Below are 16,577 nucleotides of genomic sequence, written 5' to 3'. Positions count from 1 at the left end.
CTCCTTAGAGTACTTCTGGTGCCAGAGAGATAATTTTCATGAACTTCTCATTACGCAGTTCACGAGTTACCGGCCCAAAAATACGCGTACCGATAGGCTGCTCGCTGTTATTGTTCAAAATAACGCATGCATTGCCATCGAAGCGAATGACAGAACCGTCCGGGCGACGTACACCCTTCTTGGTGCGCACCACTACCGCCTTCAGAACATCGCCTTTCTTCACCTTACCGCGAGGAATTGCTTCCTTGATGGTAATTTTGATGATGTCGCCGACGCCTGCGTAGCGACGGTGCGAGCCACCTAGAACCTTGATACACATTACGCGACGTGCACCGGAGTTGTCGGCGACGTTCAGCATAGTCTGTTCTTGGATCATTTTAGTGCTCCGCTAATGTCAACTACTACTTTAAAGACCCAAGTAAAAATTAGGCCGTTGAAAAGCCCCATAACCGAGGGCGCAGCATTATAACACCGCTTACTTGGTATGGGTAGAAAAAATAAACGGCTCATTTTCTGAGCCGTTTATTAAGTGAGAGCCAGCTACTCTATTACAGAATCGCTTTCTCTACAACGCGAACCAACGTCCAGGACTTAGTCTTGGACAGTGGGCGGCATTCGCGGATTTCCACCACGTCGCCGGTACCACATTCGTTGTTCTCGTCATGTACGTGCAGCTTGGTCGTACGTTTGATGAATTTCCCGTAGATCGGGTGCTTCACAGTACGCTCGATAGCAACAACGATGGATTTCTCCATTTTGTCGCTAACAACACGACCCTGCAGGGTACGGATAACTTCAGTCATTTACACACCCGCCTTTTGAGTCAGTAAAGTCTTAACGCGTGCGACGTCACGACGCACTTGTTTCAACAGGTGAGTTTGTTGCAGCTGGCCACTGGCCGCCTGCATGCGCAAGTTGAATTGCTCACGCAGCAGGTTGAGCAGCTCGGCATTCAGCTCTTCAACGCTTTTTTCACGCAGCTCTTGTGCTTTCATTACATCACCGTCTTAGTTACAAAGGTGGTTTTGATCGGCAGTTTCGCTGCTGCCAGTTTGAATGCCTCGCGGGCAACCTCTTCTGGCACGCCGTCCATTTCGTACAGGACCTTACCAGGCTGGATCAGGGCAACCCAATACTCCACGTTACCCTTACCTTTACCCATACGCACTTCCAGCGGCTTCTCGGTGATCGGTTTGTCCGGGAATACACGGATCCAGATCTTGCCTTGACGCTTAACTGCACGAGTCATTGCACGACGAGCTGCTTCGATTTGACGAGCAGTCAGACGGCCACGGCCAACAGCTTTCAGACCGAAAGTGCCGAAGCTAACATCCGTACCTTGCGCCAGACCACGGTTGCGGCCCTTGTGCACCTTACGGAATTTTGTACGCTTTGGTTGTAACATCAGCGACTCTCCTTACTTGCGGCCTTTACGCTGCTGCTTTTTAGGTTGAGCAGCCGGTTCCGGTTGTTCAACTGCAGCCATACCACCCAGGATCTCACCTTTGAAGATCCATACCTTAACGCCGATTACACCATAAGTGGTGTGCGCTTCAGATGTGTTGTAGTCGATGTCCGCACGCAGAGTGTGCAATGGAACACGACCTTCGCGGTACCATTCGGTACGTGCGATTTCAGCGCCGCCAAGACGGCCGCTTACTTCAACTTTGATACCTTTAGCGCCAAGACGCATTGCGTTCTGTACAGCACGCTTCATAGCACGACGGAACATAACGCGACGTTCCAGCTGAGAAGTGATGCTGTCAGCAACCAATTTAGCGTCGAGTTCCGGTTTACGGACTTCGGCGATGTTGATCTGTGCAGGAACGCCAGCGATGTCCGCTACGACCTTGCGCAGTTTTTCGACGTCTTCACCTTTCTTGCCGATAACGATGCCTGGGCGAGCAGTGTGAATGGTCACACGGATGCTCTTCGCAGGACGCTCGATAACGATGCGAGAAACGGAAGCTTTCGACAGTTCCTTAGTCAGGAATTGACGAACTTTAAAGTCGCTGTCCAGGTTGTCAGCGAATTCTTTGGTATTCGCATACCAAGTAGAGTTCCAAGGTTTGACAATACCCAGGCGAATACCATTAGGATGTACTTTCTGACCCATTGCTAGTCTCCAGAGTCTCAGCGATCGGACACAACCACAGTAATGTGGCTGGTGCGCTTCAGGATGCGATCTGCACGACCTTTTGCACGCGGCATAATGCGCTTCATGCTTGGGCCTTCGTCTACGAAGATTTTCGTAACTTTCAGATCATCGATGTCAGCGCCATCGTTGTGTTCTGCGTTAGCAATGGCAGACTCCAGCACTTTCTTAACCAGACCAGCAGCTTTCTTGTTGGTGTAGGTCAGAGTTTCCAGAGCTTGCGACACTTTCTTACCGCGAATCAGGTCAGCAACAAGGCGAACCTTCTGAGCAGAAGAACGAGCGTGGCGATGTTTAGCGATAGTTTCCATCTCTTCCTCCTACCTTAGCGCTTTTTAGCTTTTTTATCAGCCGCATGGCCGCGATAAGTACGAGTCGGCGCGAATTCACCCAGTTTGTGACCGACCATTTCATCGGAAACGAACACTGGTACGTGCTGACGACCATTATGGACAGCGATGGTCAAACCGATCATGTTAGGAAAGATCGTTGAACGACGGGACCAAGTGCGCAAAGGCTTCTTGTCACCGCTTTCCACCGCTTTCTCTACCTTCTTCAGCAAGTGCAGGTCAATAAAAGGACCTTTCTTGAGAGAACGTGGCATGGCTTATCCTCTAATTATTTTTTGCTACGGCGACGTACGATGAACTTATCAGTACGCTTGTTGCTACGGGTCTTCTTACCTTTGGTCTGAACGCCCCACGGAGTTACCGGGTGCTTACCAAAGTTACGACCTTCACCACCACCGTGCGGGTGATCTACCGGGTTCATCGCCGTACCGCGAACGGTAGGACGAACACCACGCCAACGTGCAGCACCTGCTTTACCCAGAACGCGAAGCATGTGTTCAGCGTTACCGACTTCACCCAGGGTGGCGCGGCAATCAGCTGGAACTTTACGCATTTCGCCGGAGCGCAGACGCAGAGTTACGTAGGAACCATCACGAGCAACGATCTGAACGTAGGCACCAGCGGAGCGAGCCATCTGGCCGCCTTTACCTGGTTTCATTTCTACGTTGTGAACCGTTGAACCAACTGGAATGTTGCGCATCGGCAGGGTGTTACCCGCTTTGATTGCAGCATCAACGCCAGATTGAATCTGGTCACCAGCTTTCAGGCCTTTCGGCGCCAGGATGTAACGGCGTTCGCCGTCTTTGTACAGAACCAGCGCGATGTTCGCGGAACGGTTCGGATCGTACTCCAGACGCTCAACCACAGCAGGGATACCGTCTTTGTTGCGCTTGAAGTCAACCAGACGATAGTGTTGCTTGTGGCCACCACCGATATGACGGGTGGTGATACGGCCATTGTTGTTACGACCACCGCTTTTGCTCAGTTTTTCCAGCAGCGGGGCATAAGGTTTACCCTTGTGCAGCTCAGGGTTAACCACTTTAACAACGTGGCGACGACCCGGAGATGTAGGTTTACATTTAACAATTGCCATTGTTCTTACTCCTCCGACTTACTCTGCGCCGCCGATGAAGTCCAGATTCTGGCCTTCTTTCAGGGTGACGTAAGCTTTTTTCCAGTCGCTACGACGACCAACACGCTGACCGTGACGTTTCACTTTCCCTTTAACTACCAGGGTGTTCACGTCTTCGACTTCGACTTCAAACAGTTTCTGCACTGCAGCTTTGATTTCTGCTTTGGTCGCGTCTTTGGCAACTTTGAGAACGATGGTGTTGCTTTTTTCCATCGCAGCGGATGCTTTTTCAGATACGTGCGGTGCACGCAGCACTTTCAGCAAACGTTCTTCACGGATCATGCCAGCATCTCCTCAACTTGCTTCACAGCATCAGCAGTCATAACCACTTTGTCGAAGGCGATCAGGCTAACCGGATCGATACCTGCTACATCGCGCACGTCAACCTTGTACAGGTTGCGAGCTGCCAGGAACAGATTCTCATCCAGTTCACCGGTCACGATCAGCACGTCTTCCAGAGCCATATCTTTCAGTTTCTGTGCCAGCAGCTTAGTTTTAGGCGCTTCTACAGAGAACTTCTCGACAACGATCAGACGATCTTGACGTACCAGCTCGGACAGGATGCTTTTCAGCGCGCCGCGGTACATCTTTTTGTTTACTTTCTGACTGTGGTCCTGTGGCTTAGCAGCAAAGGTCACGCCGCCTGAACGCCAGATCGGGCTCTTTACAGAACCTGAACGCGCACGGCCGGTGCCTTTCTGACGCCATGGCTTTTTGCCGGAACCAGTTACTTCAGCACGGGTCTTCTGAGCACGGGTACCTTGACGGGCACCTGCTGCATAAGCAACAACAACCTGGTGTACCAGCGCTTCGTTGAAATCACGACCGAAGGTAGTTTCGGAAACAGTCAGCGCGCTTTGCGCGTCTTTCAATACTAATTCCATTGCTATCCCCTTACGCCTTCACAGCTGGTTTAACGATCAGGTTGCCACCGGTTGCGCCCGGTACAGCACCCTTAACCAGCAGCAGGTTGCGCTCAGCGTCAACACGTACTACGTCCAGGCTCTGAACGGTTACGCGCTCATCACCCAGGTGGCCAGCCATTTTCTTGCCTTTGAACACTTTGCCCGGAGTCTGGTTCTGACCGATAGAACCCGGAACGCGGTGAGACAAGGAGTTACCGTGGGTAGCGTCTTGGGTACGGAAGTTCCAGCGCTTAACAGTGCCAGCAAAACCTTTACCTTTAGAAGTACCGGTAACATCGACTTTTTTAACGTCAGCGAAGATTTCTACGCTAATTTCCTGACCTGCAGCGAACTCTTGACCTTCTTCAAGGCGGAATTCCCACAGACCACGGCCAGCTTCAACGCCAGCTTTAGCGAAATGGCCCGCTTCCGGCTTGGTTACACGGTTAGCTTTTTTGCTACCAGTGGTAACCTGAACGGCACGGTAACCGTCGGTGTCCAGGCTTTTAACCTGAGTCACGCGGTTCGCTTCAATTTCAATTACGGTTACTGGGATAGAAACGCCATCTTCAGTGAAGATACGGGTCATACCCACTTTTTTACCGACTAAACCAATCATTGTTTCAACCTCTCAATCGCTCAATGACCTGATTAACCCAGGCTGATCTGCACGTCTACACCGGCAGCCAGATCCAGACGCATCAGAGCATCAACGGTTTTCTCGGTTGGCTCAACGATGTCAACCAGACGCTTGTGAGTGCGAATCTCGTACTGATCGCGCGCGTCTTTGTTGACGTGCGGAGAGATCAGAACGGTAAAGCGCTCTTTGCGAGTTGGCAGCGGGATCGGACCACGGACTTGCGCACCAGTGCGCTTTGCAGTCTCGACGATTTCCGCGGTTGATTGATCGATCAGACGATGATCAAACGCTTTCAGGCGGATACGGATTCTTTGGTTCTGCATGAGACCAGAGCTCCAATTATTTATAAACGTAAATAATTACTCCTCACACCCATTTCGATTGATGGGGGAGTGTAATCGTCAACATATAACCCCCATATCGGGAGTATTGTTCGAAAGGCAAAAAAGGCCTGCCAATCGACTGATTCGCTAAAATCAGGCTTACCAAGATTAGGTAAGCCCGCGCATTATACGCAAAATGGCCCAGGAAGCAAGCCGCAGTTGGAAATATGCTCAGGAAATCGTCATTTTTGCGCCTTCAGCGACGGTCGCGGGATGAAGGTGGCGATCAAGGTATGAATTATGCTTGGCGGGTAGCTCCCCTGCCCCACCGTAAAAACGGTTGCCGGCAGGAGAGGCGATGACGAACGGAAGGCAGGCTTACTCTTTGCGTTCTAAAATCTGGGCCTGGGCATAGTTTTGAATGCCGAGGCGAGCGATCAGATCCAGCTCGGTTTCCAGCCAGTCGATATGCTCTTCTTCATCGGCCAGAATGTCGATCATCAAATCGCGGCTGACATAATCGTGAATCGAGTCGGCGTAGGCGATACCTTCGCGCAGATTCTTGGCGCCCGCCAATTCCAGCGCCAGATCGGAACGCAGCATCTCTTCAATGTCTTCGCCGATGTTCAACTTACCGAGGTCTTGCAGGTTAGGGAGCCCTTCCAGGAACAGAATGCGCTCGATGTAGCGATCGGCATGTTTCATTTCGTCGATCGACTCGTGGTATTCCTTATCGTTGAGGCGCATTAAACCCCAATTCTTGAACATGCGGGCGTGCAGGAAATATTGATTGATGGCAACCAGCTCGTTGCCGAGCAGCTTGTTGAGGTGAGCAATGATCTTTTTATCGCCTTTCATAGGTAACTCCTCCTGGCCAGTTCTAAAAGTGTAGAACCTGTAAGCCAAGAGTCAAAAATAACCTTACCCTTTGTTAGGCAACTTCATGCATTGGGATGATAGCTCCGCGTTCCTCCACCATAATTTGTCTTGCCTGACGAATGCACTTTCCACAATCGGTACCAATCGGCACAAGTTCACGCAGCTGCTTCATGGTGTGGGGATTGTGCTGACGCACCGCATTACGGATCGCTTTGTCAGTCACCGCATTACACAGACATACATACATAGAGAGACTCACTTCTTAACCAATGCATTGAGTCTAAATAGGAATGGTTTTTATTTCAATTAAGATTTGTACAAATTGCATAAAAAAAGGGCACCGAAGTGCCCTTTTTTGTGTCGAAAAAATTATTCGCGATTAAGCGATAACTTTAGCAACAACACCAGCGCCTACATTTGACATCCTCCGCTTCCACTTATTGAAGCGTAGATGTCCAGGTGTAAGTCAAAAATGAGCGTGTTTTAAGCGATCTCTTTAAATTCCGGGATCTGCATCAGTTCGTCTTGCATGATTTCACGCGCCTGTCGAACGCACTTCCCACTGATTTCCACCGGGATAAACTTTCTAAGTTGCTGAAAAGACTGCGGGTGATGTTGTCGCACCGCCTGACGAATTGTCTTATCGCTTACACCGTTACACAAGCAAACGTACATGATCACTCCCGCTCAAAACTGCGCAAATTGTAAATGAGAATGATTGGCTTTACAAGGGTACGGCGGGAAGACAGAGAATGGTAATCAAATGCAAAACTGATGCCAACTGCAGTAAGCGATCGCTTTCACGGCAAACAGCAGTTCAAACATAAAAGGGCACCTAAGATGCCCTTTTCACTTTGCATTAAAGTATCAGAGGATTAGCTCAGAACTTTGCAACAACACCAGCGCCAACGGTACGGCCGCCTTCACGGATTGCGAAACGCAGACCGTCGTCCATCGCGATTGGGTGAATCAGGGTAACAACCATTTTGATGTTGTCGCATGGCATTACCATCTCTACGCCTTCTGGCAGTTCGATGGTACCGGTCACGTCAGTTGTACGGAAGTAGAACTGTGGACGGTAGCCTTTGAAGAACGGAGTATGACGGCCGCCTTCGTCTTTGGACAGGATGTACACTTCAGATTCGAACTTGGTGTGTGGCTTGATTGAGCCTGGCTTAGCCAGTACCTGACCACGTTCGATTTCTTCACGTTTGATACCACGCAGCAGAACACCTACGTTCTCACCAGCACGGCCTTCGTCCAGCAGTTTGCGGAACATTTCAACGCCGGTACAGGTAGATTTCGCAGTATCTTTGATACCAACGATTTCAACTTCTTCACCTACTTTAACGATACCGCGCTCTACACGACCGGTAACAACGGTACCACGACCGGAGATGGAGAATACGTCTTCGATTGGCAGCAGGAACGGCAGGTCGATTGCACGTACTGGTTCTGGGATGTAAGAATCCGGGAAGCCAGCCAGTTCAACGATTTTAGCTTCCCACTCAGCTTCGCCTTCCAGCGCTTTCAGAGCAGAACCACGGATGATTGGGGTGTCATCGCCCGGGAAGTCGTACTGAGACAGAAGTTCACGCACTTCCATTTCAACCAGCTCCAGCAGCTCTTCGTCATCAACCATGTCGCATTTGTTCAGGAACACGATGATGAAAGGAACGCCAACCTGACGACCCAGCAGGATGTGCTCACGGGTCTGAGGCATTGGGCCGTCAGTCGCAGCTACTACCAGGATCGCGCCGTCCATCTGAGCAGCACCGGTGATCATGTTTTTCACGTAGTCGGCGTGCCCTGGGCAGTCAACGTGCGCGTAGTGACGAGTCGGGGTGTCATACTCAACGTGAGAGGTGTTGATGGTGATACCACGAGCTTTTTCTTCTGGCGCGTTATCGATCTGGTCGAAAGCACGTGCAGAACCGCCGTAGGTTTTAGCCAGAACGGTGGTGATCGCTGCAGTCAGGGTAGTTTTACCGTGGTCAACGTGGCCGATAGTACCAACGTTAACGTGCGGTTTTGTACGTTCAAATTTTTCTTTAGACACGGCTATATTCCTTACTATAGCGCTCTCCCCTTCTGGAGAGAGCACGGGACTTTGGTTTTAACCCTGCGGCTTATTTGCCACGGGCTTCGATTACGGCCTGAGCGACGTTGTTCGGTGCATCATCATACTTCAGGAATTCCATGGTGTATGATGCGCGACCTTTAGTCAGAGAACGCAGCTGAGTTGCGTAGCCGAACATTTCGGACAACGGTACTTCAGCGTGGATCTTAACGCCAGTCACTTCAGATTCCTGACCGCGCAGCATGCCGCGACGACGGCTCAAGTCACCGATAACGTCACCGGTGTTCTCTTCTGGAGTCTCAACTTCAACCTTCATGATAGGCTCAAGCAGAACTGGTTTCGCTTTCTTAAAGCCTTCTTTAAAGGCGATAGACGCGGCCAGTTTAAACGCCAGTTCAGAGGAGTCAACGTCGTGGTAAGAACCGAAGTGCAGACGAATACCCATGTCTACTACCGGGTAACCAGCCAACGGACCAGACTTCAGCTGCTCCTGGATGCCTTTATCAACGGCAGGGATGTATTCGCCAGGAATTACACCACCTTTGATGTCGTTGATGAACTCGTAACCTTTCGGGTTAGAGCCCGGCTCCAGTGGGTACATGTCGATCACAACGTGACCGTACTGACCGCGACCACCAGACTGCTTGGCGTGCTTACCTTCAACATCGGTAATCTTCGCGCGAATCGCTTCGCGGTAAGCTACCTGAGGTTTGCCCACGTTAGCTTCAACGTTGAATTCACGCTTCATGCGGTCAACGATGATGTCGAGGTGCAGTTCACCCATACCGGCGATGATGGTCTGGTTAGACTCTTCGTCAGTCCATACGCGGAATGACGGGTCTTCTTTAGCCAGACGGCCCAGAGCCAGACCCATTTTTTCCTGGTCAGCTTTGGTTTTTGGTTCAACGGCGATAGAGATTACCGGCTCAGGGAATTCCATACGCTCCAGGATGATTGGAGAGTCTGGATCACACAGGGTGTCCCCGGTGGTCACGTCTTTCAGACCGATCGCAGCGGCGATGTCGCCTGCGCGAACTTCTTTGATCTCTTCACGCTTGTTGGCGTGCATCTGAACGATACGGCCGAAACGCTCGCGCGCAGCCTTAACGGAGTTCAGCACGGTGTCGCCGGAGTTAACAACGCCGGAGTACACGCGGAAGAAGGTCAGGTTACCCACGAACGGGTCGGTAGCGATTTTGAACGCCAGCGCAGAGAACGGCTCGTCATCACTTGCGTGACGCTCAGCCGGAGTGTCTTTGCCATCGTCCAGGATACCGTTGATCGCAGGAACGTCAGTTGGTGCCGGCAGGTATTCGATTACCGCATCCAGCATCGCCTGTACGCCTTTGTTCTTGAACGCAGAACCACAGGTAACCAGGATGATTTCGTTGTTCAGCACGCGCTGACGCAGAGCGGATTTGATTTCTTCCTCGGTCAGCTCTTCGCCGCCCAGGTATTTTTCCATCAGCTCTTCGGAAGCTTCCGCAGCGGACTCGATCAGGTTCTGGCGCCATTCTTCAGCCAGGTCCATCATGTCAGCCGGCACGTCTTCGTATTCGAAGGTTACGCCTGCGTCTTCTTCGTTCCAGTTGATCGCCTTCATTTTCACCAGGTCGATAACGCCGGTGAATTTGTCTTCTGCGCCGATAGCCAGCTGCAGAGGAACAGGGTTGGCGCCCAGACGAGATTTGATCTGGCCTACAACTTTCAGGAAGTTAGCACCCATACGGTCCATTTTGTTAACGAACGCGATACGTGGCACTTTGTATTTGTTAGCCTGACGCCATACGGTTTCAGACTGTGGCTGAACACCACCAACAGCACAGTAAACCATTACCGCGCCATCCAGCACACGCATGGAACGTTCTACTTCGATGGTGAAGTCAACGTGCCCTGGGGTGTCGATGATGTTTACGCGGTGCGGTTCGAACTGCTTGGCCATACCAGACCAGAAGGCAGTAGTCGCTGCAGAAGTGATGGTAATACCACGCTCCTGCTCCTGTTCCATCCAGTCCATGGTGGCAGCGCCGTCATGAACTTCACCGATTTTGTGGTTTACACCGGTGTAGAACAGAATACGTTCGGTAGTGGTGGTTTTACCGGCGTCGATGTGAGCACTGATACCGATGTTACGGTAGCGTGCAATGGGTGTTGTACGAGCCATTTGATTCCTCTATTCCTAGGGCGTTCAAGTTCAGTTAACCCAAGCGGGCCGATTTGACGCGCCCGCTTGGTTAGCATAACTATCGCGTGGTGATTACCAGCGGTAGTGGGCGAACGCCTTGTTGGCTTCGGCCATACGGTGAACGTCTTCACGCTTCTTAACAGCAGAACCTTTGTTCTCTGCTGCGTCAGACAGCTCGTTCGCCAGGCGCAGAGCCATGGATTTATCACCGCGTTTACGTGCAGCATCAACGATCCAACGCATTGCCAGAGCATTACGACGAACCGGGCGGACTTCAACTGGTACCTGATAAGTAGAACCGCCAACGCGACGCGACTTAACTTCTACAGTCGGGCGAACGTTGTCGAGAGCGACTTCGAAAGCTTCCAGGTGATCTTTACCAGAACGCTGAGCCAGGGTCTCCAGCGCGGTATAGACGATTGCTTCTGCAGTAGATTTTTTACCGTCTACCATCAGGATATTTACAAATTTGGCCAGCAGCTCAGATCCGAACTTAGGATCTGGCAGGATTTTACGTTGGCCGATTACGCGACGACGTGGCATGGAAATACTCCGTTGTTAATTCAGGATTGTCCAAAACTCTACGAGTTTATTTTGACATTAAAGTTAAAACGTTTGGCCTTACTTAACGGAGAACCATTAAGCCTTTGGCTTCTTCACGCCGTACTTGGAACGAGCTTGCTTACGGTCTTTAACACCGGAGCAGTCAAGTGCACCACGGACGGTGTGGTAACGCACACCTGGCAAGTCTTTTACACGACCGCCACGGATCAGGATTACGGAGTGTTCCTGCAGGTTGTGGCCTTCGCCACCGATGTAGGAAGTTACTTCGAAACCGTTGGTCAAACGCACACGGCAAACTTTACGCAGTGCGGAGTTTGGTTTTTTCGGGGTAGTGGTATATACGCGGGTGCATACGCCACGTTTCTGCGGGCAGGCTTCCAGCGCTGGAACGTTGCTTTTAGCAGCCTTCACAGAGCGTGGTTTGCGAACCAGCTGGTTAATTGTTGCCATTAAAAAAGCTCCTGGTTTTTGCTTCGTACTAGCTTCGTAAACATGTGATAAATCCCCTCGTATGCACTACTGGCAAAGTACGAGGACGCAGAATTTTATGGCTGACCAGTATGGGTGTCAAGAAATATACAACATCACTCTCATCACCAGGCCATTTGGCTGCGGTGTTGTTCGGTTAATTCAACGAAGTGATTATAGCCGACGACAGTGATTTTGTGCGAAAAATGACCAACTAATCCCCGAGCTTCCAGGTCGTCCTGCAGCGCATAAAGGGATATGGGGGCGGCGAGCAGCAATTCAAGATGAGCGCTGCTGGCAAGGCCTGCCAGCACGCCATCCTGCAGCAGCAACAGCGCGTCGCCCTCCGCCGTCAGGCGCAGCAGCGCAGGCAGATCACATTGGTTTGGCGAATGGCTCAGGGTATACAGCATCAGAGGATCCTAAAACGTCATCACGGCGTCGTAGCCGGCCAGTTCGCGGCGCAGTTCGTCCGGCGCCAGCACCTCGGCGTCCAGCACCCAATCGGTCACCTGGCCCAGCCCGCGCTCCTGCAGCGAAGCCTGGCACAGATAGCACCGTTCCACGTCATACAGCGGCAGCACGCCGAAGGTGACGATGTAATTGCGCGCCAAAATTTTTTCCGGCTGTTGGCCCGGCAACAGCTGCAGCACGCCGTCACCGACAAAAAACACCCCTAGATCTTCACTGAGCGCCGACGTGGCGAGCAGCGCATCCAGCCCTTCCCTGCCACCGGCGCCGCCGTGCGGCCCGTGGGTGAAAACAAAAGCGACTCGTTTCATCATATCCTCAGAACTGCACCAGACGGTCGCAACTCAGCGACGCTTCGGCCAGGGAACCCAGCCCGCTCAGGGTAAAACCGGGCTGCAGGTTGGCATTTGCCAGCCCCTGTTGCGCCGCCTCCTGCTCATCGGAGACGCCGCGGCGCAACGCGGCGGCCACGCAGACGTTGAGCGCCACGCCGTGTTGCTGCGCCAGCTGCGCCCAAGCGCGCACCAGATCGAACTCGTCGCTGGCGGGCGCGGTCAGTTGGTTGGCGTTCAGCACCCCTTCACGGTAGAAAAAGACGCTGGAAAGACGGTGCCCTTTCGCCAGCAAAGCCTGAGCGAACTGATAGGCGCTGCTGGCCTGCTGCGTGCCGTAAGCCGGGCCGGTGACCAACAGACAATAATCGAGCATCAACGGTCGCTTCCCGACAGATCGCCGCTCTTGAACTGGCGGATGTACAGATAGACGGTGTGTTTGGAGATATTCAGACGATCCGCCACCTGGTTGATTGCATCCTTGATGTCGAAGATGCCTTTCTCATAGAGGTTGAGCACCACCTGACGGTTCTTGGCGTTATTGGACACCGAGCGGTCGGCGTTCACCTCTTCGATGGTGAACTCCAGCGTCTGCGCCACCAGATCGTCGACAGAAGAGGCGAAATTCACCGACGACGGCACGTCTTGCGTGGCCGGCGGCATAAAGGTCTGCATGATCTGTGAGAACGGCACATCGAGGTTCATGTTGATGCACAGTAGGCCGATCACCCGTTGTTCGCGATTGCGAATGGCGATGGTCACCGACTTCATCAGCACGCCGCTCTTGGCGCGGGTGAAGTAGGCTTTCGACACGCTGCTGTCGTCGCCGGCCATATCGTGCAGCATGCGCAGCGCCAGGTCGGTGATCGGCGAGCCGATTTTGCGCCCGGTGTGTTCCCCATTGGCGATACGCACCGCCGAACTGTTCAGGTCTTCCAGCGCGTGCAATACGATCTCGCAATGGCCGCCGATCAGCATCGCCAGCCCGTCGACCACCGCTTCATAGGATTTCAGGATTTCATGATCCGTTTGAGTAAACGGACGTTCATTCAGCAAATCAAGTTCGCTGGCTTCGCTGGATAAAAGCGAATTCGACATCGAAGATACCACCCTCATAGATCGCCTGTGCCAGGGGGCGCAGCTAAAATCGCTCGGACCGGCTCGCGGCCGTCGTCAGACATGCACAGCGCGGTTGGCTGAGATCGACATGAAGCGGCCGGGAACAATTTTAGGTACACGCCCTAAGGGGCAGACGCATGACTGATAAGTCAGAATTATTAGTCTAGCAAAGCGGCCGGAGCAAAGTCCTTGCGTTTGCGCGTGGTATTGACGTTAAGCCCGATGCCCGGCAGGCGTCAAGCGTTCAATGGAGAGAGAGGCGGCGGCGGCCGAAATGAAAACCGCCGCGGAGGGTATCCGCGGCGGTGGCAAACAGAGCGACGAGATTATTTCGCTTTGGCGCCTGCTTTCGCGTCAGCCGGTTTCTCGGCTTTAGCGTCGGCTTTCGGCGCCGCTTTCACGTCCAGCAGCTCAACGTCGAACACCAGCGTGGAGTTAGCCGGGATGCCCGGAACGCCGGTTTTGCCGTAGGCCAGCGCCGGTGGGATCACCAGCTTGATTTTGCCGCCTTTCTTGATGTGCTTCAGACCTTCGGTCCAGCCTGGGATCACGCCGTCCAGACGGAACGACAGCGGCTCGCCGCGGGTGTAGGAGTTATCGAACTCGGTGCCGTCGGTCAGGGTGCCTTTGTAGTTCACCACTACGGTGTCGCTGTCTTTCGGCGCTTCACCTGCGCCCGGCTTCTCTACCTGGTACAGCAGACCGGATTCGGTTTTCTTCACGCCTTTTTCTTTGGCGAAGCTGTCACGGTACTTGGCGCCTTTGGTTTCGTTGTCCTTGGCGTCCTGTTCCATCTTCGCCTGAGCGGAAGCCTTCACTCGCGCTTCGAAGCCCTGCAGGGTCTTCTCGATATCGGCGTCGTTCAGCTTGCTCTTGTTGGCGAACGCGTCCTGGACGCCGGCGATCAGCTGATCTTTGTCCAGTTTGATGCCCAGCTTCTCTTGCTCTTTCAGAGAGTTGTCCATGTAACGGCCGAGAGAGGCGCCCAGTGCGTAAGCCGCTTGCTCGTCGTCGTTTTTGAACTTGCCGGTGCTTGGCGCTGCCGCCGCGTCCGCTGGTTTAGCGGCTTCTGCCGGTTTAGCGGCTTCTGCCGGTTTGGCGGCTTCTGCCGGTTTGGCGGCATCGGCTGCCATGACCTGGGTCGCATTCAGAGCAAAAGCCATGGTGGTTGCCAGAAGCGTGACTTTAAACAAAGATTTCATCCATTTCTCCAGTGTCTGAAGCAATGCCCCAAACAATCATTAGGTAAGATAACCGGGCTACTATAGCTGCCTGAAACAAAACAAAACAGTCGCACAGGTAACCAATCGAGTCAAAGTGTGACTCCCACTTTGCCAAGAAGTTTCCCATCCCGCGCTACTCACATGATAAATCAGATTTTTCTTGCAGAATATTCGGCGAGGTTAGCAAAAAACGGCATATCGAGCGCATAACTTTTCAGCACTTTACACTGCCGATCGCAACGTTGCGCGCCGACCAGAGAAATAGCGCGAGCAAACCCGGCGCCAGCTGTTACCATAGCGCCGAATCAGGATTTTATCGCGTCAGAGGTAGCCTCATGCACAATCACGACATTCAAGGTCTGCTACAGCGGCTTGAAGAACTGGAAAGCCGTCAGGCCTTTCAAGAGCTCACCATCGAAGAGCTCAACCAAACAGTCATTCAGCATCAAATGGAAATGCTGAAGATGCGCGAACACCTGCGCATGTTGACCGACAAGCTGCGTTCGACCCAAACCTCGATGATCGCCTCGCAATCGGAAGAAACGCCTCCGCCGCACTATTGATAGCCCGCCATGCGCTCATTTCAGGCGCGCCAGCCCGGCGACGGCGCGCTCGAGATACTGGCGCGGGCATCCCAAATTGATGCGAATGAAGCCGCTCCCCTGCGGGCCGAAACCGCAGCCCATCGACGGTGCCAGCTTCGCCTCCTCCACCAGCGCTCGCTGCAATTCCGCATCGCTCAAACCCAGAGCGCGGCAATCCAGCCAGGCGAGATAGGTTCCTTCGGCCCGGGTCAAGGTGCACCAGGGGGCGGCGGCCGCGAGCGCCTGCGCAAACCAGCGCCGATTTTCCGCCAGATAGCCGAGCAACTCGTCAAGCCAAACCGCGCCACGTTGATAAGCCGCAGTCGCCGCCACCATCGACAGCGCGTTGAACACATCCAGGCCGTGAGCGTTCAGTCGATCAACAAACGCCTGCCGCAGCCGGGCGTTGGGGATCAAGAAATTCGAAATGCGCAGCGAGGAGAGGCCGAAGGTTTTGCTGGCGGACGTCGCCACAATCACCCTTTCGCGATAGTCCTCGTTCAGATGCAATACCGAGGTAAACGTCTCGCCGGGCAGCAGCAGGTCGGCCCAGATTTCATCGGAGATCACCGTGACGTCGTGGGCGTGACAAAGCGCCATTAACCGCTCCAGCTCATCGCGGGTCCAGCAACGGCCGGTCGGATTGTGCGGATTACACAACAGCAGCAGCGGCGGCTTACGCTGCGCCAGGCAGGCGGCCAGCCGGTCAAAATCTATCCGGTATCCCTGCGGGGTTTCCTGCAGCGGATTTTCAAGCACTTCTCGGCCGTTCATGGTGATTATCTTGGCGAACGAGCCATAGTACGGCCCCTGCACCACCACGCCGTCCCCCGGCTGGCTGAGCAGTTGGATCAGCATCGCCAACCCGGGCACCACCCCTTCAACCGAGGTGAACCACTCGCGCCGCAGCGGTAAATCGTGCCGCCTGGCGAACCAGTCGATCGCCGCCTGATAGTAGGCGTCGTCGCGCTCGCTGTAGCCAAAGACACCGTGTTCCACCCGCTGATGCAGCGCCTGCTGCACCTCCGGCGGGCACGGAAAGTCGAAATCGGACACCCACATCGGCAGCAGCTCGCTGCCGTCCAGTTGCAAATAGCGGTCGATGAAGTCCCACTTCACAGAGCCGGTGTTGTGACGGTCGATAATGGCGCTGAAATTAGTCGTCAT

The 16,577-nt window shown here is 53.4% G+C and carries 26 protein-coding genes; 1 reads left to right on the top strand and 25 read right to left on the bottom strand.

Annotation, left to right across the window (positions count from 1 at the left end; translation table 11 throughout):
• Positions 1-4 precede the first annotated feature (4 nt).
• From rplN to fkpA, 24 genes are all read right to left on the bottom strand, one after another.
• Entirely contained in the window at positions 5-376 is a 372-nt protein-coding gene (rplN, locus tag AAIE04_RS09980) for a 50S ribosomal protein L14 (RefSeq protein WP_000613954.1), read from the bottom strand.
• Between the two features lie 172 nt (positions 377-548).
• Positions 549-803, bottom strand: a complete 255-nt coding sequence (gene rpsQ, locus AAIE04_RS09975; RefSeq protein ID WP_004929760.1) for a 30S ribosomal protein S17 — start codon at positions 801-803, stop codon at positions 549-551.
• Positions 804-995 (bottom strand): 50S ribosomal protein L29, encoded by a 192-nt coding sequence (gene rpmC / locus AAIE04_RS09970; protein ID WP_004929762.1) that lies wholly within the window; start codon positions 993-995, stop codon positions 804-806.
• Complete coding sequence (gene rplP, locus AAIE04_RS09965) at positions 995-1,405, bottom strand: 50S ribosomal protein L16 (protein ID WP_004929764.1); 411 nt, start codon at positions 1,403-1,405, stop codon at positions 995-997. Before rplP ends, rpmC begins: the two co-directional genes overlap by 1 nt.
• Before the next feature lie 12 nt (positions 1,406-1,417).
• Positions 1,418-2,116: a 30S ribosomal protein S3 gene (rpsC, locus tag AAIE04_RS09960; protein ID WP_004929766.1), complete on the bottom strand. Its 699-nt coding sequence runs from the start codon at positions 2,114-2,116 to the stop codon at positions 1,418-1,420.
• A 17-nt stretch (positions 2,117-2,133) separates the two neighbouring features.
• Positions 2,134-2,466, bottom strand: coding sequence for a 50S ribosomal protein L22 (gene rplV, locus AAIE04_RS09955; protein ID WP_002223844.1), 333 nt, complete (start codon positions 2,464-2,466; stop codon positions 2,134-2,136).
• Positions 2,467-2,480: 14 nt separating this feature from the next.
• Positions 2,481-2,759 (bottom strand): 30S ribosomal protein S19, encoded by a 279-nt coding sequence (rpsS, locus tag AAIE04_RS09950; protein WP_004929772.1) that lies wholly within the window; start codon positions 2,757-2,759, stop codon positions 2,481-2,483.
• A 14-nt stretch (positions 2,760-2,773) separates the two neighbouring features.
• Positions 2,774-3,598, bottom strand: a complete 825-nt coding sequence (rplB, locus tag AAIE04_RS09945) for a 50S ribosomal protein L2 (protein WP_004929775.1) — start codon at positions 3,596-3,598, stop codon at positions 2,774-2,776.
• Positions 3,599-3,616: 18 nt separating this feature from the next.
• Positions 3,617-3,919, bottom strand: a complete 303-nt coding sequence (gene rplW, locus AAIE04_RS09940; protein ID WP_004951179.1) for a 50S ribosomal protein L23 — start codon at positions 3,917-3,919, stop codon at positions 3,617-3,619.
• Complete coding sequence (gene rplD / locus AAIE04_RS09935) at positions 3,916-4,521, bottom strand: 50S ribosomal protein L4 (RefSeq protein WP_004929779.1); 606 nt, start codon at positions 4,519-4,521, stop codon at positions 3,916-3,918. Before rplD ends, rplW begins: the two co-directional genes overlap by 4 nt.
• A gap of 10 nt (positions 4,522-4,531) precedes the next feature.
• Positions 4,532-5,161, bottom strand: a complete 630-nt coding sequence (gene rplC / locus AAIE04_RS09930; protein ID WP_015379265.1) for a 50S ribosomal protein L3 — start codon at positions 5,159-5,161, stop codon at positions 4,532-4,534.
• Between the two features lie 32 nt (positions 5,162-5,193).
• Positions 5,194-5,505 carry a 30S ribosomal protein S10 gene (rpsJ, locus tag AAIE04_RS09925; protein ID WP_001181005.1) on the bottom strand — a complete coding sequence of 104 codons (312 nt, stop codon included), beginning with the start codon at positions 5,503-5,505 and terminating at the stop codon, positions 5,194-5,196.
• A gap of 378 nt (positions 5,506-5,883) precedes the next feature.
• Positions 5,884-6,363 (bottom strand): bacterioferritin, encoded by a 480-nt coding sequence (bfr, locus tag AAIE04_RS09920; protein ID WP_019456183.1) that lies wholly within the window; start codon positions 6,361-6,363, stop codon positions 5,884-5,886.
• 73 nt (positions 6,364-6,436) lie between these two features.
• Positions 6,437-6,631 carry a bacterioferritin-associated ferredoxin gene (gene bfd / locus AAIE04_RS09915; protein WP_071532885.1) on the bottom strand — a complete coding sequence of 65 codons (195 nt, stop codon included), beginning with the start codon at positions 6,629-6,631 and terminating at the stop codon, positions 6,437-6,439.
• Positions 6,632-6,867: 236 nt separating this feature from the next.
• Entirely contained in the window at positions 6,868-7,059 is a 192-nt protein-coding gene (gene bfd, locus AAIE04_RS09910; RefSeq protein ID WP_498576861.1) for a bacterioferritin-associated ferredoxin, read from the bottom strand.
• A gap of 205 nt (positions 7,060-7,264) precedes the next feature.
• The gene (gene tuf, locus AAIE04_RS09905) at positions 7,265-8,443 is read right to left on the bottom strand and encodes an elongation factor Tu (protein ID WP_498576860.1); all 1,179 of its coding nucleotides are present in this window, start codon (positions 8,441-8,443) and stop codon (positions 7,265-7,267) included.
• A gap of 70 nt (positions 8,444-8,513) precedes the next feature.
• Positions 8,514-10,628 (bottom strand): elongation factor G, encoded by a 2,115-nt coding sequence (fusA, locus tag AAIE04_RS09900; protein WP_028127620.1) that lies wholly within the window; start codon positions 10,626-10,628, stop codon positions 8,514-8,516.
• 93 nt (positions 10,629-10,721) lie between these two features.
• Entirely contained in the window at positions 10,722-11,192 is a 471-nt protein-coding gene (gene rpsG, locus AAIE04_RS09895) for a 30S ribosomal protein S7 (RefSeq protein WP_004956203.1), read from the bottom strand.
• A gap of 96 nt (positions 11,193-11,288) precedes the next feature.
• Positions 11,289-11,663, bottom strand: coding sequence for a 30S ribosomal protein S12 (gene rpsL / locus AAIE04_RS09890; protein WP_004930426.1), 375 nt, complete (start codon positions 11,661-11,663; stop codon positions 11,289-11,291).
• Between the two features lie 143 nt (positions 11,664-11,806).
• Positions 11,807-12,094: a sulfurtransferase complex subunit TusB gene (gene tusB / locus AAIE04_RS09885; protein ID WP_498576859.1), complete on the bottom strand. Its 288-nt coding sequence runs from the start codon at positions 12,092-12,094 to the stop codon at positions 11,807-11,809.
• Between the two features lie 9 nt (positions 12,095-12,103).
• Positions 12,104-12,463 carry a sulfurtransferase complex subunit TusC gene (tusC, locus tag AAIE04_RS09880; RefSeq protein ID WP_498576858.1) on the bottom strand — a complete coding sequence of 120 codons (360 nt, stop codon included), beginning with the start codon at positions 12,461-12,463 and terminating at the stop codon, positions 12,104-12,106.
• A 7-nt stretch (positions 12,464-12,470) separates the two neighbouring features.
• Entirely contained in the window at positions 12,471-12,860 is a 390-nt protein-coding gene (tusD, locus tag AAIE04_RS09875; protein WP_074056080.1) for a sulfurtransferase complex subunit TusD, read from the bottom strand.
• Entirely contained in the window at positions 12,860-13,582 is a 723-nt protein-coding gene (locus tag AAIE04_RS09870; protein WP_019456122.1) for a helix-turn-helix transcriptional regulator, read from the bottom strand. Before AAIE04_RS09870 ends, tusD begins: the two co-directional genes overlap by 1 nt.
• Before the next feature lie 347 nt (positions 13,583-13,929).
• The gene (gene fkpA, locus AAIE04_RS09865; RefSeq protein ID WP_498576857.1) at positions 13,930-14,805 is read right to left on the bottom strand and encodes an FKBP-type peptidyl-prolyl cis-trans isomerase; all 876 of its coding nucleotides are present in this window, start codon (positions 14,803-14,805) and stop codon (positions 13,930-13,932) included.
• Positions 14,806-15,161: 356 nt separating this feature from the next.
• Here fkpA and AAIE04_RS09860 point away from each other — a divergent pair, with 356 nt between their 5' ends.
• Positions 15,162-15,389 carry a protein SlyX gene (locus AAIE04_RS09860; RefSeq protein ID WP_019456124.1) on the top strand — a complete coding sequence of 76 codons (228 nt, stop codon included), beginning with the start codon at positions 15,162-15,164 and terminating at the stop codon, positions 15,387-15,389.
• 15 nt (positions 15,390-15,404) lie between these two features.
• On the opposite strand, the gene AAIE04_RS09855 is transcribed toward AAIE04_RS09860, so the two are convergent.
• Positions 15,405-16,577, bottom strand: coding sequence for a MalY/PatB family protein (locus AAIE04_RS09855; protein WP_498057360.1), 1,173 nt, complete (start codon positions 16,575-16,577; stop codon positions 15,405-15,407).

The sequence above is a fragment of the Serratia sp. Ae19-1 genome (genome assembly GCF_059801225.1).
The sequence above is the reverse complement of the archived record's forward strand: the minus strand, read 5'-3'. Positions and strand labels throughout refer to the sequence as shown.

Bases quoted from the DNA above. Each gene is read 5' to 3' on its own strand.
- rplV (WP_002223844.1), bottom strand. From the start codon at position 2,466: ATGGAAACTATCGCTAAACATCGCCACGCTCGTTCTTCTGCTCAGAAG.
- rpsG (WP_004956203.1), bottom strand. From the start codon at position 11,192: ATGCCACGTCGTCGCGTAATCGGCCAACGTAAAATCCTGCCAGATCCT.
- rpsQ (WP_004929760.1), bottom strand. From the start codon at position 803: ATGACTGAAGTTATCCGTACCCTGCAGGGTCGTGTTGTTAGCGACAAA.
- bfd (WP_071532885.1), bottom strand. From the start codon at position 6,631: ATGTATGTATGTCTGTGTAATGCGGTGACTGACAAAGCGATCCGTAAT.
- rplD (WP_004929779.1), bottom strand. From the start codon at position 4,521: ATGGAATTAGTATTGAAAGACGCGCAAAGCGCGCTGACTGTTTCCGAA.
- bfr (WP_019456183.1), bottom strand. From the start codon at position 6,363: ATGAAAGGCGATAAAAAGATCATTGCTCACCTCAACAAGCTGCTCGGC.
- rplC (WP_015379265.1), bottom strand. From the start codon at position 5,161: ATGATTGGTTTAGTCGGTAAAAAAGTGGGTATGACCCGTATCTTCACT.
- rpsL (WP_004930426.1), bottom strand. From the start codon at position 11,663: ATGGCAACAATTAACCAGCTGGTTCGCAAACCACGCTCTGTGAAGGCT.
- tusC (WP_498576858.1), bottom strand. From the start codon at position 12,463: ATGAAACGAGTCGCTTTTGTTTTCACCCACGGGCCGCACGGCGGCGCC.
- tusB (WP_498576859.1), bottom strand. From the start codon at position 12,094: ATGCTGTATACCCTGAGCCATTCGCCAAACCAATGTGATCTGCCTGCG.
- rpsJ (WP_001181005.1), bottom strand. From the start codon at position 5,505: ATGCAGAACCAAAGAATCCGTATCCGCCTGAAAGCGTTTGATCATCGT.
- fusA (WP_028127620.1), bottom strand. From the start codon at position 10,628: ATGGCTCGTACAACACCCATTGCACGCTACCGTAACATCGGTATCAGT.
- AAIE04_RS09860 (WP_019456124.1), top strand. From the start codon at position 15,162: ATGCACAATCACGACATTCAAGGTCTGCTACAGCGGCTTGAAGAACTG.
- bfd (WP_498576861.1), bottom strand. From the start codon at position 7,059: ATGTACGTTTGCTTGTGTAACGGTGTAAGCGATAAGACAATTCGTCAG.
- rplB (WP_004929775.1), bottom strand. From the start codon at position 3,598: ATGGCAATTGTTAAATGTAAACCTACATCTCCGGGTCGTCGCCACGTT.
- rplP (WP_004929764.1), bottom strand. From the start codon at position 1,405: ATGTTACAACCAAAGCGTACAAAATTCCGTAAGGTGCACAAGGGCCGC.
- rplN (WP_000613954.1), bottom strand. From the start codon at position 376: ATGATCCAAGAACAGACTATGCTGAACGTCGCCGACAACTCCGGTGCA.
- rpsC (WP_004929766.1), bottom strand. From the start codon at position 2,116: ATGGGTCAGAAAGTACATCCTAATGGTATTCGCCTGGGTATTGTCAAA.
- tusD (WP_074056080.1), bottom strand. From the start codon at position 12,860: ATGCTCGATTATTGTCTGTTGGTCACCGGCCCGGCTTACGGCACGCAG.
- rpmC (WP_004929762.1), bottom strand. From the start codon at position 995: ATGAAAGCACAAGAGCTGCGTGAAAAAAGCGTTGAAGAGCTGAATGCC.
- AAIE04_RS09855 (WP_498057360.1), bottom strand. From the start codon at position 16,577: ATGACGACTAATTTCAGCGCCATTATCGACCGTCACAACACCGGCTCT.
- AAIE04_RS09870 (WP_019456122.1), bottom strand. From the start codon at position 13,582: ATGTCGAATTCGCTTTTATCCAGCGAAGCCAGCGAACTTGATTTGCTG.
- rpsS (WP_004929772.1), bottom strand. From the start codon at position 2,759: ATGCCACGTTCTCTCAAGAAAGGTCCTTTTATTGACCTGCACTTGCTG.
- fkpA (WP_498576857.1), bottom strand. From the start codon at position 14,805: ATGAAATCTTTGTTTAAAGTCACGCTTCTGGCAACCACCATGGCTTTT.
- rplW (WP_004951179.1), bottom strand. From the start codon at position 3,919: ATGATCCGTGAAGAACGTTTGCTGAAAGTGCTGCGTGCACCGCACGTA.